A 14492-nucleotide genomic window follows, 5' to 3' on the forward strand; every position below is an offset into this window, starting at 1 on the left:
TCTAATATTAGAATAAATAAATTTAAGATAAATTGAGGAGGATATCATATGAAAATAGAAATCGGTATCGATACGTTTGTCGAAACGACGCCGGATGTTCGCACGGGCAAGACAATAACGCATGCCGAGCGTTTGCGTGAAGTTGTGGAAGAGATCGTCTTGGCCGACAAGGTCGGGCTGGATATATTCGGGGTCGGCGAGCATCATCGCAAGGAGTTCGGGGATTCCGCTTCCACCATTGTGCTTGCGGCCGCAGCATCAATGACAACTAACATCCGCTTGACCAGCTCGGTTACTGTGCTCTCCGCTGCCGATCCCGTGCGTGTATTTCAAGAGTTTGCCACGCTAGACGGCATATCGAACGGACGCGCGGAAATTATCGTGGGACGAGGTTCCATGGTCGATGCGTTTCCTTTATTCGGATTTGATTTAAACGATTATGAAGCGTTGTTCGAAGAGAAGCTTGAACTGTTATTGAAAATTAGGGACTCGGAGAAGGTCACTTGGAGAGGCGGCCATCGGCCTGCGTTTACGAATCTGGGGATCTATCCGCGTCCGGTGCAGAACCCATTGCCCGTATGGATCGGCAGTGGGGGGAATCCGGAATCGGCGATACGCGCCGGAATGCTCGGTTTGCCGCTCGTGCTGGCGATCATCGGCGGCAGTCCTCTGCGGTTCGCTCCTATCGTGCAGCTGTATAAGAAGGCTGCGTCTGAGGCCGGACATGACGCAGCCAAGCTTCCCATAGCCGTGCACTCCCTTGGTTTCGTCGCGGAGACTACAGAGCTGGCAGTGGACAGATACTTTCCACCAACACAAGCATCGTTCAATTTATTTGGAAAAGAGCGGCGCTGGGGCGATTATAACCGTTCATACTTCGACGCCGAACGTAGATTGGAAGGCGGGCTTTACGTAGGTGATCCTGAACCCGTAGCGAACAAAATCATTTACATGTGCAAAAAATTAGGGTTCTCGCGATTTATTATGCATATGCCCGTGGGCACAATGCCGCACGAAGAAGTTATGCGCGCCATTGAACTGTTCGGAACTGAAGTCGCGCCTAGGGTACGGGAAGAAGTCGCAAGATGGAATGATTAAACACCATCTTGGTGATTGGAATTCATATCACGATTCTTGATTCCATATCCGATTTTCTTAAGGACCTCGATAAGTTCAAGCTTTTCTTCATCTGTCGCATAGGACAAATTGTCAGAAATAATTTGAACATGTTTTGGAAAGATATTATCAAAGTATTGAACGCCTTCCACCGTTAAGGCAACATTGGTTTTCCGTCGATCGCCTTCGCAGGGCAGCCGTTCGACGAATCCCTTTTTCTCAAGTTTATCGACCACATAAGTGATGCTGCCATTAGGAATGGAGAAGGTTTCGCTGATCTTCTGAATCGTTTGCGGACCTTTATTATAAAGAAACTCCATGATACGGAAGGTTTCCATACTAAGCCCGTAGCTCTCAATAGCGTGTCCTAAACTGGAATACAACGTATCCACCGCGTTAACGATTACGCGTATTAGTCTTAAATCAAGCGCCTTACCCTCATTATCGCGTTCATTCATTCATAGCACTCCTTAATCAGGATTGAAGAATTGTCTTAATTTTAGATAATATATGATTATCGAATTGTCTGTCAACTTTATATTCATGCTCACGCTTAACCGATTTACAATATAAGGCGGGCACCTCAAGATGAGGTGCCCGCTTTATGAATGAGATAATTAAACTTTGAACTTTATCAACATATCTTGCAGCTCCAATGCCATCTTGCTCATAGAGCTCGCAACCGCGTTAACCTCTTGCAGCATCGACAACTGTTCTTCCGTTGATGCATTGATGGTTTGAGCACCATTCGAAGTATCTTTGGACATATAGGCAATATTCTCAACGGATGCCGTAACTTGCTGAGCACTGGCCGACATCTGTTCGGTTGAGGCGGAAATCTCCTGCACGTGCTCTGTTACGGTTCGAATAGAGGAGTGGATCGCTTGGAAGGATGCTCCCACAAGGTCCATCGCCTTTACGCCGGACTGGACTTCCAGTGCGCCATTCTTCATAGCTGCCGCTGCACTAGTTGCATCATGCTGGATTGTCGCAATTAATCCAGCAATTTGACTCGCTGATTGTTGGGATTCCTCGGCTAGCTTCCGTACTTCACCGGCTACTACGGCAAATCCGCGACCATGCTCGCCTGCGCGTGCAGCTTCAATCGCAGCATTCAGAGCCAATAAATTCGTTTGCTTCGTAATGGCCATGATGGCATCGGTGATTTCGCTGATTTCTTCTGACTGCTTATTCAATTTCTCCGCAAGCTCAACCGACTGATCAACATTGTTCTTAATGGTAATCATCTGTGCAACAGCTGATTCTACAGATTTGTTGCCATCACTTGCTGCTGTTAATGCATCCTGGGATGTCTCGGATACCACCTGAACAGACTCCGCAATTCGCTGAATGCCAACGGCCGACTCATGCATTGCGCGAGACGATTCCATGCTTGACTCCGCTGTTTTTACCGCATTTTGCGTCATATTCTGAATACTCATCGTCACATCTTCGGCAGACGTATTAACTGCTTCCGTGCTGGCGCTCAGTTCCTCCGCTGAAGCTGCGACCTGGGTCGCACTGCTATTGATGCCAATAATTAATAGAAGCAAATTATTCTTCATGGAATTGAAAGAGAAGACCAGATCTTGAAATTCATCGCGATTCTTCACTTTCAGGTTCTCTTGGGTCAAATCGCCATCCGCAATAGATCGTGCAGCATTTGACAATAGTTGGACAGGACGAACGATCATGAGGCTGATATACCATGCAATAAGCAAACCAAGCACAATGGCAATCACGCTTATGATAACAACGGTTGTCATGATGGTCTTAGCTTGATGAGAGACGGTATCTGATTCTTTCTCCATGGCAGCTTCCTGTGAAGTAACACCTTCATCTACTTGGGCAACAAGCTGTTTGTATACAGGGAAGAGGGTATTTTGCATGGCATGAAGTGCTTCATCATGTCTGTCGTTCTTCTTCATATCGAGAATTTCGGTACGTATAGCGATATAGGTTTCATTCAACTTTACGATATTCTCTTCTGTAGTAAGCTCGTCGGGCGTTGTAAGCAACAGCTTCAGCTTGTCTATGTTTGCGTTATTGTTAGCGGTTAAAGTATTAATTGTCGTGATTGTTGCATCGTCTTTCCAAAGCAGATAATTGCGCAACTGGATTGCTTGTTGGGAGAAGTTAATTGCAATGTCTTTGAGCTTGATTATTTTGGGAGGACGATTGTTGATGATAGTCGAATTGCTATCATCAATTTTATTAATAAATACAAAGCCCAATGCGGAAACGATAATAAGCAAAACCAATACAGCGCCAAATCCACCAAATAATTTTCTCTTTACGGTTAATTTCATTACGGAAGCCCCCTTAGAACATTAGGCCCTTTGGCTTAGCGGCCTATCCTATCAAAAAATGATAGCATACGAGATTTAATCCTTTCTGTAATCGCTGTTTCATCGTTATGTATTTCTGTAACACCTATCTAACAGATCTCAATGGCTATAAAATGTTTTTTCCATATGAATGATATTAACAACATAAACATGTACAAATAAGTGATTTTTAATCGCACTATAGTATTCTTGTACCTATCACCAATCCCTCCCCCTCTAATCTTCAATTAGACCTCTAAACAAGGTTACCTAATACGGGCTTAGAGGGTATTTTTTGTCCAACAACTGAATGGGCCGCGCTCAGGAATTACTTAATGGGCCGCACAAACGATGCCAGGGAGTGAAGGGTTTTGAAGAACACAAGAATAATTATATTCGTTCAAGCGCTAATCATTGTTGAGCTGCTGGTTGTTATTCTTCTACTAAGCAGCCGGTGAATAGGAGTCAAGGAGTGGAGAAACGAAGTTGAGTATTAGAAACAAAATAAAAATTGTGATGGTTGTGTCGGCTGTGATGCTTGTGGTTGCACTGAACGTTGTTCCTTTTCATGATGTGAATGGGAAGGCATACATGGTTTGGTTACAGGTAATAGTGTCAGCAGTCATTGTCGCCATGACCCTATCATTGAAACGAGTCGTCCCGGCTGAGTATAAGCCAACGTTTTACTGTATGATTGGGATGTTTGCTCTGATGGGGTTTACCTGTATGAGCAGCGTGATTTTCCCCTATCAAATGACAGATAGCGATATGTTTGCCCTGACCAAACAAAACGTAGGCGCATACTGGAATCACAGCATTCTGTACTATATGGAGGCCTTTACAGTATTGGGTTTTCTGAGCCAGATGGTTTTTATTCGAGCCAGCAGACGTTGCAGAGTGGATGCCATTCTTGCAGTAAGCATAATATTAGGCCTGACATTTGCCTTAATTGTCCGCAGTATCAATATTTTCATGCATTTTGCATACGACATAGAAATCAGTTCTGTACAGCTTGCCTCCATCTTTCCCTTGGTGTACGCGACCTGCTTGCTACTACTATTGGACAAAAAGTTTTTTAACCGGGTGAATGTGCGTGGTAAGGCGTTTAGGCACTATGTGGTGGGAATGCTCATCATGTTGTTATGGTGTACTCTGATGATTTTAAACTTGGTGGTCCACGACATTTGGATTTCCAATAACATCATCGATAATCTTCGTTTGTTAGCAATGGCATTCTGGCTTTATGGATTTGTGGAGCAAATCTCGGACAAGCGCGAAGTGGAATACGCCGAGAACCCCATGCTGACACGAGGCTTCATTATGTACTTTTTCCTTCTGGTCGTCGGTGCACTGGGCTTGTTGCTGGTTCAATTCCCTTCCCACATTTACTATGTGGTGGGATTGTTGCTCTCGCTCACCTTTATGTGCATTCGGCTAGTATTTGTGAAGTACTCGGATGAATTAAAAGATATGATTATCCTGGTAAACCAGCGAGAGCTACAAATTGCTGCCGATGTAGATGCTCTTACGGGACTCTCCAACAGGCGCAAAATGTTCCTGGATATGAAGCAGCTGATCGAAGAGGATGCCCCGTTTGTGGTGTTGACCTTGGATATAGACAACTTTCGGCATATCAATGACTTGTTAAGTGCCAAGCAATGCGATGAAATTTTGGTGAAAATAGCCACACGTCTAAGCTATATGATGTATGAAGAGTATAGTAGTGCTGCTCATAGAGAGGTATATAGGCCGTACGGTGACGAGTTCTTTATTCTTTGTGAGATAAACAATAGAGAAGATCTGGAGACGCTATGCCAAAAAGTATTTCAATCGATGTATGAACCTTTCCATGTGGGTGATGAAAGCATAAGAATTCGAGGTTCTGTTGGTGCAACCAGGTATCCTCAAGATGCAAGTAACGCAGACGATATCATTAAAACGTTGAACATTGCGCTTACAAATGCCAAGAAGCGAAAAGGAATGCGCTATTGCATTTTCTCCCATGAGATCGAGGGCGCAACTCTGCAAAAGCTTGGGCTCGAGAAAGCCATGCGCGGCGGCCTCGATATGCAGCAGTATGAATTATTTTATCAGCCGCAGTATACGATTCAGAAGGAGCTAATCGGATTTGAGGCGCTGATCCGCTGGAATAACCCTGTTCTAGGGCGTGTGTCACCGGCAGAATTCATACCGCTTGCAGAGGAGACGGGCATGATTGTGCCAATCGGCAGATGGGTGTTTCACCAAGCTTGTTCACAGTTGAAAGAGTGGCAGGAGAAGTTTGGACTTGAGCTAACCATGTCTATCAATGTATCGACCAGGCAGCTGCAACAGGCAAACTTTTACGAGATGGTAACTAGCATTGTTACGAATCTTGGCATTAACCCTCAGAATATTATGATAGAGATTACCGAAACCTATCCATTCTACGAGGATGAAATCGTACTCGGACTTATCCAGCAACTGCATAGCTATGGGTTTAAGATATCCATTGATGATTTTGGGACAGGCTTCTGCTCGTTAACAAGCCTGGCGAAGGTCCCGATTACACAAATTAAAATGGCGAGAGAATACGTCATGCGCATTGGCCAGAAAAGCTTGGAAGAGGTACTGCTGTCTCATCTGGTGCGCATTTGCAAGGAATTGAAATTTGAAACGATTGCAGAAGGGGTAGAAACTCAACTACAATTAGACCATATGGCAAGTCTTGGATGCGATCAGATACAGGGGTATTATTTTTCGCCGCCATTACCTAAGTCCAAAGCCGAGGAAGCGATGGCATTGGCTATCGCATAATGAGCATGACAATGAATGTACGACCTAGATTGTGGGAGCAAGAGAGGAGCAGCCATGGAAGGAAACAAGCCTGTCCCTACGAATATCGACGAATATATTGCAGCATTCCCGCCCGATGTGCAGGCTGAGCTGCAAAGGTTAAGGCAAGTCATTCGCGAAGAAGCACCGGACGCGGAAGAGACTATCGCCTACCAGATGCCAACGTTCACGCTGCACGGGAATCTCGTTCACTTTGCAGCCTTTAAGAAGCATATTGGTTTCTATCCGACCCCGAGCGGCATCGATGAGTTCAAGGATGAGTTGTCGGCCTATAAGGGGGCGAAAGGATCCGTGCAATTCCCGAGCGGTAAGCCGTTGCCTTACGAGCTCATCCGCCGTATTGTGAAATACCGCGTTGAGGAGACTCTTGAGAAGAGCAAGCAGAAGGCGAGCCGTAAGCGAGAGAAGAAGGAATAAGTAATAGTGCTTCGCACGAAAGAAGGCTGAGGCGTGAACAATCGAGGATGGAAGTTACACGTCACCATTAATTGGTGAAATAACCATCTATGACTGTATACATATTCGAAGCAGGAACGGACAGGCACTCTAGATCAGCTTAGATCGAACTTATCATTGTAGATAGGTCAAAGTAGATAGTTCAAAGAAAGCCATGCGCACCTACGAGTGCACATGGCTTTCTCTACTTTTAACTTGAAGTCTCCGCAAGCTTCTTCGCATTCTCGCGAATCTCCTCGATCAGCTGCGGCCACCATTCCGTATGCTCCGACCACGCTGCTGTCTTTTTTGATGCCTCCGCCCAAACTTTCATGGCTTGATCCGCGATTTCCGTCGTTGCCGCTAAGCTGCCGTAATCCGGCACAAGCCACTTGCGCCCGATCTGGGCATGCAGCACCTCGTCCGCCCAATCGTAATCCTGTATCAGCATGGCGATCGGGTTCCCCGTATCCTTCGCGATTTCCCATTCCTTCTGTTTGCCGGTCTGTTTCGGCATCAGGCTTTGCTCGATTCGCCACAATATAAGATGTGCCTCTGTAGGACTTAAATCCGTGTTCAGAATCATGGAGGATCCCAGATGAATCGGATATTTATAGAATGGGACGCCGCCGTAATAGAGGCCGATTTCTCCGAGCATCGCATGCCGTGTTTCATCCCATAGCTGTCGACTCAGATCGGTGTAGTACTCCCATGGTTTACCTTCGATTTGGTACAAAATAGGCCCCATCCATTCCGGCACGTCCATCTCCCGGAGTCGCTTATACACGAGCGAATAAGCACGTTCTTCCGGAGAGCAGCTATCATCCCAGAAATACGAATCGATCTTCGCGGATGTATTATAAGGGTCAATAAATCGTTCATCTCTTCTCGGCACAGGGTCCATCTCGTACTTCTGCCCGTCGGATCGCAGCGTCAGCTCATCGGGTACTGGCGTATCATCGCCGAATATGCCCCCAGCCTCACGAAGAACAACTTGCAGATGCTGCTCCCACCGCTGTGCATGCTGCTCCTTCTCAGGCGAATCGGCCAGAGCGGTCAGCGCTTGCTCGCCCCATGCAAGCATTTCCTCTTGATCCTGCATCATACCGCGAAGCAGGCGGTAGGTAGGATGCTCGGTAATCCGGTTCATTTCATCAAGATAACGCTTAAGCGCTTTGATGACTTCCGCACGAATAACGCGATAAAATCCTGTAAGAAGTTCGAGCGTATCATCGCCGCGGATAGCTTCATCAAGCCAGATTCGAAGCTTCTCATCAGGCACTTGGTCAAGACCGAGGGGCGGTTCGCGCATCTCGGACACTCGTTTGCGGATGGCGGCGCTATGTTCGGCGTCGAGCCACAGATGATAGCCGAAGGCGCATTTGACTTCCCACTCAGGAACGCGGGCCAGATGTGCGGCCAGCATTTGATTGAGTCCTTTGGAAATATAGTTAAACCGTTTCAGTAGTTCGACGCTTCGGTCGACGGTAAATCCGGGCTTACATGCTTCTTCATACGTGCAAATGCCAGCAAGAGGAGGTATTCCTTTGTTGTCAATAATCGTTGTCTTCAAAGCATGCCACTCCCTTAATATGGATACGATAATAGCCTTATTATAGTAGTCTTTTGGGAGTTTTACTTGGTCTAAACGAGCTTATTCTTTTGTCAAAAACGGTTATTATGATCTGAAAGCTGATTAGGTTAATTTACACAATTCATCCCAGCTGGCGGCAAGAAAGTTTTATTATATTGATTCTTACACAACCAATTAGAGAGAGGTATGGTAGTATTATTTTGGAATATTACAAATGATGGAAGTCGGAGACCGCTTTGGTACTCGGCAGCGGTATCGGAAGAGTTGAGGGGGAAATCCACTGGTAATCATTAAAGAAGTCACAAGAGAGAACTGGTTTCAATGCACGCAACTTCAAATAACGGAAGTACAAAGAAAACTCTTTACTGCACCAGTGGTATATTGGCTTGCGGAGGCGAAGTTTGAAACTCATTTTAAACCAATTGCGATCTATCATGAGAATACTCTGGTTGGCTTTGGCATTTATTTCGTAGCTGAATCCGGAATTGGCGAAATTGAAGCCATCATGATTGATCAAGAGCATCAAGGTAAGGGATATGGAAGAAATGCGATGATTGAGCTCATAACTTTACTTAATAATAAGTACCAGTGTAATGAAATAAGGCTTAGTCATAGAAGACAGAATCTAATCGCGTCAAAACTATATGAGTCATTAGGCTTTGAAATAATTAGCTCAGATGAGGCTATCGTCCGTCGATTACTATTGTGATGCAATTAGCGAAGATTTTGCTGCCAATATAGCCAAATAGCCATTCTGACAACCGTTAGCGTTTCAAATGAGGCATTTGAGGCGAAATAGCGTTCGTGGGAACCGTTAGAGCGCTACCGCCGATGAGTTTGGACCCCAAATTAATTCCGATCAATTTCCCAACAGCCTAAATCCGCGACTATCGCGGATTTTTTATTTTCATACTACTGTTATAAACTTCCTTCTTTGCGAAATGAACCATTTGCGCTATTCAATGCTCTTAGAGAAAGGAGAGGTGAAGACATGTTAGTGGAAGACGAGGTACAATCTGCGCAGAATGGGGACAAGGAGGCTTTGCTGAGATTAATCCTAGCTGAGAAAGACGCGTATTATCGGCTTGCTTATTCCTATATGCGGAATGAAGCCGACGCGATGGATGTTCTGGAAGATATGATCGTGAAGCTCTACGAGCAGATAGGTCAGTTGAAGAAAAGAGAATCCTTCTACTCTTGGAGCAAGACCATACTGGTCAATCGATGCAAGCACGCACTGAAAAAGAACAAGAAGGTCATCCCGCTTGAAAATCCGCTTGAGGAGAGTAACGGTTATCATAGCCATGCCGGGCCATCTGTTTATCAGCAGGTGGAGGAGCAGATGGATCTTCAATCGTTAATGATTCAATTAAACGATGACCAAAGTGAAGCGATACGACTGAAATATTACCTTGATCTAGATTATGGGACGATCGCCACGCTCACTCGCGTATCGCCGGGAACAGTCAAATCAAGAATTTTCGAGGGATTGAAGAAGCTGAGAACGTTATCTGGGAGGAATAGAGATGAGCAACATTGAAGAGCGGTTATTGGATGAGAAAGCGCGTCTAGACGAGCTCGCCGCACCTGATGAACTGGAAGCGAGATTGAGAAGATCATTAAACGCCGTCGCAGCCCCTAGAAGAAGAGTGACACGGAACGTTAAGACCGGTTGGAGAATCGCGGTAGCCATCCTTGCAATCATGCTGTTCGCGGGAAACCAATATCATGCGTTAGCATATTACGGCAAGATGCTGATGGGCTTCGACGGAATCGTAAACGGCACCCTTGGCGAATTGAATAAGCAAGGGAAGGGTCAGCCTCTTAACGAGCAAGTTCGGCTCGCGAACGGATCATTGCTTACGCTGAACGGTCTCATGTCGGATGATAATCAGGTGATCGTGTTCTATACCTTAAGCAATCCGAATGGGTTGAGTAATGACGACAGCTTTGATCCGATCCGAATCAAAGGCTTTCGAACGGATTCTCGATTCTTATCAGGCGGTTCCGGACCAACCGAAGGGCAAACCGAATTGAAAGGATTCATGGCGTTTGACCCAGTCAGTCCTCTTGCCAAGAAATTAACGTTGTCTTACTACGATGAGCAAGCGGTGAATGATCACCGGCAGGCGAAACAAGTGACAATTCCCTACCATCCTGACGAAGCGATGACGACCAAGATCAAACAGGACATAATGGTTACCATTGATGGTCAGTTCACTCAGATTGGGACGATTACAGCAACTCCGACGATGACGTTGATCGAGGGTACAACTAAACCGGAATTAGGCATTGGTTTGAACGGGTTCAAGCTGATCGCAAATGGAAGAGCGGTACAACAGATGTCCGCCGAAGTGTCTTCCATCACGCATGCTTATTCCATGCGTTATGCCGCTCTCCCGGAAAATCTTCAATCCGTGCAGCTTATCATTACGAAAACCGGCGATACGGTGCAGATTCCTATAAAGTAATACAGAAGGTGAACCAGCCCTATCTTTCGTATTTGCGAGAAAGGAAACAATATCTTATACTCGAGCTACTCGAATTATTAGATTCTTTGCGCATGATAACCCAATGTTTTGGAGCGGCCACCTATGAACTTGCAACTGACAAAATCGTTGAAGAATTCCATTTTTATGAGACTTGTCCTCGTTTTCTTGCTTATTTTTATGCCTGTTTACGCGATCGGCTTCGGCATTTACAACTGGGGGTCGAAGACAGTTCGCGAGCAGACATCGAATTCGCTGTCCGAGCAGGTCGGATTCTATTCGTTTCATCTGGAAACCGAGATTGAACGCATCCGGCTCATGCAATATCAGTTGATGGATAACGAATACTTAAACAAGCTCTTCTCCCTTCAGGGAAAGATGTCCAGCTACGACAAGCTTACCAGCGTCAACAAATTGCAGGACGCGCTGAGTTTGTCACGTCAAAGCAGCCTCTATATTCAGAACACGACCGCATACATCCCCGATATCGACATGACCGTCTCTTCAATAAGCGGGATGAGTACACTGAATCGGGAAAAGCTGGATGTTCTAAGGAGAGCGAACGCGACATCCAAGTCCAAAGTATTGTTCTACAAAGGCAAGCTGTATCTCTACGCAGAGCTTCCCATTGTGCGCGACGTTTCGAAGAGCGATCCCAATTATGCAACAGAAATGGAGCTCTCCGGAGGGACGATTAATCAGGTGCTGAGGAAGCTCACTTCATCTGGCGTTGGGGGGATGGTGCTTGCGAATACGAATAGCGGTGCATTCTTCTCCAGCAATAATGATCCGATTGGCAAGACAGCCGTGGAGACCGTCGATCGCGACGCTCCGTCCGATCAGCAGGGCGTCATCTCCGCGAAGCTCCATGGCGACAAATATTTACTGATTTACAGCCGCTCGGAAGCGATTGGGATGACGCTTGTCCGGTATTTGCCGGAGAACGAAATTTTCAAACGCGTACAGACGTTCAGTCTGTTATTCCGCATATTCACCATAACGTCGATTGTTATTTTCCTGTTGTTCGCGGCATCTTCCTACGGCTTCATACATAAGCCGCTTACCCGGCTCGTGAAGGCGTTTCGTGAAGTGGAGCAGGGCAATCTAACCGTAAGAATCAATCATAAACGCCATGATGAATTCGAATATCTTTACCGCCGATTCAATGAAATGGTGCAGAATGTGTATGTGCTTATCAATCAGGTGTACAAACAGAAGATATTGACTCAGGATGCGGAGCTGAAGCATCTGCAAGCTCAGATCAATCCTCATTTTCTATACAACACGCATTTTGTGTTATATAACATGGCGAAGGCCGAGGATTACGACAACCTTCTCCCATTTGTTAAGCAATTGGGCCGTTACTATCAATACATTACGCGATCCTCCGCTTCCGAATTGACGCTTGAGAAGGAAGTGGATCTTGCGAAGACGTACGCGGACATTCAGGCGATGCGGTTCTCCAACCGGGTTACGGTCGAGTTCGACGAGCTGCCACCTTCATGGAAGGAAGTGCAGGTGCCGCGCCTTGTCATTCAGCCGATTATTGAGAATTCGTTCAAGTACGTGCTCGAGAATAAATTAAATAACGGGCTGCTGCGCATCAACATGTTTCCAAACGTTGACGATAGCGAGCTTGAGATCGTTCTGGAGGACAACGGCAGCGTTCTGAACCGAGAGAAGCTGCAGTCCCTGATTAACATTTTGCAAGACGATCATTATGAGGGGGAGACGACTGCCATCATCAACATTCACAGAAGGCTGAAAAGCTTGTACGGCGACAACGCGGGCATCGCGTTATCCATTGGCGAGCTTGGCGGACTTAAGGTGACGATGACGATCATTCGGATGGAGGGTAAGTAAATGTTCAGACTGTTGGTCGTTGACGATGAGCCGATCATCGCGGATGGTGTGTATGAAACACTGAAGGAAATCGAAGATTATGAATTAGAGCTATACAAAGCGTACTCGGGCTACGAGGCGCTTGCGCTGCTGAACGCCAAGAAAATTGATCTGGTCGTGACCGATATTTGTATGCAGGGCATGGACGGCATTGAGCTGGTTGAGAAAATTCGTGGGAACTGGCCGGCTTGCAAAGTCGTATTCCTGACCGGACACGATCAGTTCGAGTACGCCTATAAAGCGCTGCAATTCTATGGCGTCAGCTACCTGCTGAAAACCGAGGATTATGAAAAAATCGTCGAGACCGTTCGGATGCAGCTTAATGATTTGGATAAAAGCTTGCGGGATGAGCATCTGCTCCGGTCGGCTAAGGAGCAGATGGATAAAGCGCTTCCGCTATTGCGCAGAGAGCTGCTAGCGGACGTCATTGAGCGCGGCTCCGGCAGTGAGTTGGAAGAACAGATGAGCGAGCTTGAGATGGGCTTGACGGCATCGCGGCCGGTGCTGCTTATTATCGGCTATAGGCAAGAGGCGGAGAAAGCGGAGTCGCCGCTTACACGAAGAGCGAATGAGGAATATGCCGTATCGCTGCTGGCAGAGCGTTATCTCTCGCCGTACGTTCGGCTTTCCGAGACGATGTATCGGCAAAGCCAGACCTATTTTGTCTGGCTGGCGCAACCGCTAGTGGAAGACGGCGCCGAATCGGAATCCATCCATACCGCCATATTCGTGAAAGGCGCGCTAGAGCTCGTCCAGCAAGCTTGCCAGCAATCGCTTGGGTTTTCACTCTCATTCATCGTCGGAGCCGATCCCTATTCATGGGGACAATTGCCGGAAGCCTTCGGTTATATGCGTTCGGTTCTGAACGGCCGGCTTGGTCAGGGTACGGAGGTGCTTCTGCTCACAGAAGGCTTTGTCGCAAGTGACCAACGGCATTTGCCGCAATTCGGAAGGCAGCTCTCCCAGGAGCTGGCGCAATCATTGAATACGCTCGAGCTTCTGCTGGAGCAAGGGGAGAGAGAATCGTTCTTGGAAGCTTACGATAAGCTAGCGAGCTCGATTACCGAGAAGACGGCGGCGCATCGATCGGAGCAGGTCGAATCGAAGCAGCGCTTGTCGCTGTTTTTCGTTTCCATCTTGAACCGGTATGAGTTGACGGAGCAGCTGGACGGCGAAATCGACGTCGATGCATTGTTTTCGGGTTATCCGGCTCTTTCGCTGAGCGAAACGCTTGGACAGTGCCGGGACATCGCCCAGTCGATCTTCCGTGTACGCAGCGCGGAGAACGAGCGGCGATCCATACTCGCCATCCAGCAGGTTCAGCACTATATTCAAGACCATCTCGATGCTGATTTGTCACTCACAACGCTTGCAGACAGCGTCTATTTTAACCCGAAATATTTCTCAAGGTTATTCCGCCAAGTGAGCGGGATCTATTTGTCCGATTACATTCATGAACGCAAGCTTCAGAAAGCAAAGGAGATGCTGGAGCAGCCGCATATTAAAATTCATGTTGTCGCAGCGACGATCGGCTATCAATCGGCTTCTTACTTCACTCGCTTCTTCAAGAAAGCGATGCGCATGTCGCCTCAGGAATATCGGGATTCACGGCAGAGTACATCTGGAGTCATCAAATAAATAATGCCCTATTCGAACCTGAAGCTGCTGCTTCAGGTTGTTTTTTTTCTACTCGCGTCAGGGAAGCATAGCAAGTGGATAAAGGATAACAAAAGTGGACAGAGTACAATATTTATTATGAAAGCGCTGCACTATAATGATGAGCAGAGGCCTCTA

At 46.7% G+C, this 14492-nt stretch carries 11 protein-coding genes; 8 read left to right on the forward strand and 3 right to left on the reverse strand.

All coding sequences use genetic code 11. The features are described from left to right. Positions 1-54 precede the first annotated feature (54 nt). Positions 55-1098 carry an LLM class flavin-dependent oxidoreductase gene (locus tag AC0YNX_RS04970; protein WP_475815184.1) on the forward strand — a complete coding sequence of 348 codons (1044 nt, stop codon included), beginning with the start codon at positions 55-57 and terminating at the stop codon, positions 1096-1098. Here AC0YNX_RS04970 and AC0YNX_RS04975 read toward each other — a convergent pair. Next, positions 1095-1574, reverse strand: a complete 480-nt coding sequence (locus AC0YNX_RS04975; RefSeq protein ID WP_475814522.1) for a MarR family winged helix-turn-helix transcriptional regulator — start codon at positions 1572-1574, stop codon at positions 1095-1097. The genes AC0YNX_RS04970 and AC0YNX_RS04975 overlap by 4 nt on opposite strands. Before the next feature lie 159 nt (positions 1575-1733). Further along, positions 1734-3425 carry a methyl-accepting chemotaxis protein gene (locus tag AC0YNX_RS04980; RefSeq protein ID WP_475814523.1) on the reverse strand — a complete coding sequence of 564 codons (1692 nt, stop codon included), beginning with the start codon at positions 3423-3425 and terminating at the stop codon, positions 1734-1736. Between the two features lie 504 nt (positions 3426-3929). Here AC0YNX_RS04980 and AC0YNX_RS04985 point away from each other — a divergent pair. Both AC0YNX_RS04985 and AC0YNX_RS04990 read left to right on the forward strand, forming a co-directional pair. Next, entirely contained in the window at positions 3930-6239 is a 2310-nt protein-coding gene (locus AC0YNX_RS04985) for a putative bifunctional diguanylate cyclase/phosphodiesterase (RefSeq protein ID WP_475814524.1), read from the forward strand. A gap of 54 nt (positions 6240-6293) precedes the next feature. Beyond that, the gene (locus tag AC0YNX_RS04990) at positions 6294-6695 is read left to right on the forward strand and encodes an iron chaperone (protein ID WP_475814525.1); all 402 of its coding nucleotides are present in this window, start codon (positions 6294-6296) and stop codon (positions 6693-6695) included. Positions 6696-6924: 229 nt separating this feature from the next. Here AC0YNX_RS04990 and AC0YNX_RS04995 read toward each other — a convergent pair whose 3' ends face one another. Then, the gene (locus tag AC0YNX_RS04995) at positions 6925-8286 is read right to left on the reverse strand and encodes a hypothetical protein (RefSeq protein WP_475814526.1); all 1362 of its coding nucleotides are present in this window, start codon (positions 8284-8286) and stop codon (positions 6925-6927) included. A 358-nt stretch (positions 8287-8644) separates the two neighbouring features. Between AC0YNX_RS04995 and AC0YNX_RS05000 the strand changes: the two genes are divergently transcribed. The 5 genes from AC0YNX_RS05000 (at position 8645) to AC0YNX_RS05020 (ending at position 14336) form a co-directional block, all read left to right on the forward strand. Continuing rightward, a complete protein-coding gene (locus AC0YNX_RS05000) occupies positions 8645-9016 on the forward strand; it encodes a GNAT family N-acetyltransferase (protein ID WP_475815185.1) in 372 nt (123 codons plus the stop codon). Between the two features lie 282 nt (positions 9017-9298). Then, positions 9299-9847: an RNA polymerase sigma factor gene (locus AC0YNX_RS05005; protein WP_475814527.1), complete on the forward strand. Its 549-nt coding sequence runs from the start codon at positions 9299-9301 to the stop codon at positions 9845-9847. Continuing rightward, on the forward strand, positions 9834-10778 hold the full coding sequence (locus tag AC0YNX_RS05010) for a DUF4179 domain-containing protein (RefSeq protein ID WP_475814528.1): 945 nt from the start codon (positions 9834-9836) through the stop codon (positions 10776-10778). The genes AC0YNX_RS05005 and AC0YNX_RS05010 overlap by 14 nt, the downstream gene beginning before the upstream one ends. A gap of 123 nt (positions 10779-10901) precedes the next feature. Beyond that, a complete protein-coding gene (locus AC0YNX_RS05015) occupies positions 10902-12659 on the forward strand; it encodes a sensor histidine kinase (RefSeq protein WP_475814529.1) in 1758 nt (585 codons plus the stop codon). Then, the gene (locus tag AC0YNX_RS05020) at positions 12660-14336 is read left to right on the forward strand and encodes a response regulator (protein ID WP_475814530.1); all 1677 of its coding nucleotides are present in this window, start codon (positions 12660-12662) and stop codon (positions 14334-14336) included. Positions 14337-14492 lie beyond the last annotated feature (156 nt).

The sequence above is a fragment of the Paenibacillus sp. J31R98 genome (genome assembly GCF_056269245.1).

What these genes read in the sequence shown, in the direction of transcription:
- AC0YNX_RS04975 (WP_475814522.1), bottom strand. Translation starts at nt 1,574, where the DNA reads ATGAATGAACGCGATAATGAGGGTAAGGCGCTTGATTTAAGACTAATA.
- AC0YNX_RS04980 (WP_475814523.1), bottom strand. Translation starts at nt 3,425, where the DNA reads ATGAAATTAACCGTAAAGAGAAAATTATTTGGTGGATTTGGCGCTGTA.
- AC0YNX_RS04990 (WP_475814525.1), top strand. Translation starts at nt 6,294, where the DNA reads ATGGAAGGAAACAAGCCTGTCCCTACGAATATCGACGAATATATTGCA.
- AC0YNX_RS05005 (WP_475814527.1), top strand. Translation starts at nt 9,299, where the DNA reads ATGTTAGTGGAAGACGAGGTACAATCTGCGCAGAATGGGGACAAGGAG.
- AC0YNX_RS05010 (WP_475814528.1), top strand. Translation starts at nt 9,834, where the DNA reads ATGAGCAACATTGAAGAGCGGTTATTGGATGAGAAAGCGCGTCTAGAC.
- AC0YNX_RS05015 (WP_475814529.1), top strand. Translation starts at nt 10,902, where the DNA reads ATGAACTTGCAACTGACAAAATCGTTGAAGAATTCCATTTTTATGAGA.
- AC0YNX_RS05020 (WP_475814530.1), top strand. Translation starts at nt 12,660, where the DNA reads ATGTTCAGACTGTTGGTCGTTGACGATGAGCCGATCATCGCGGATGGT.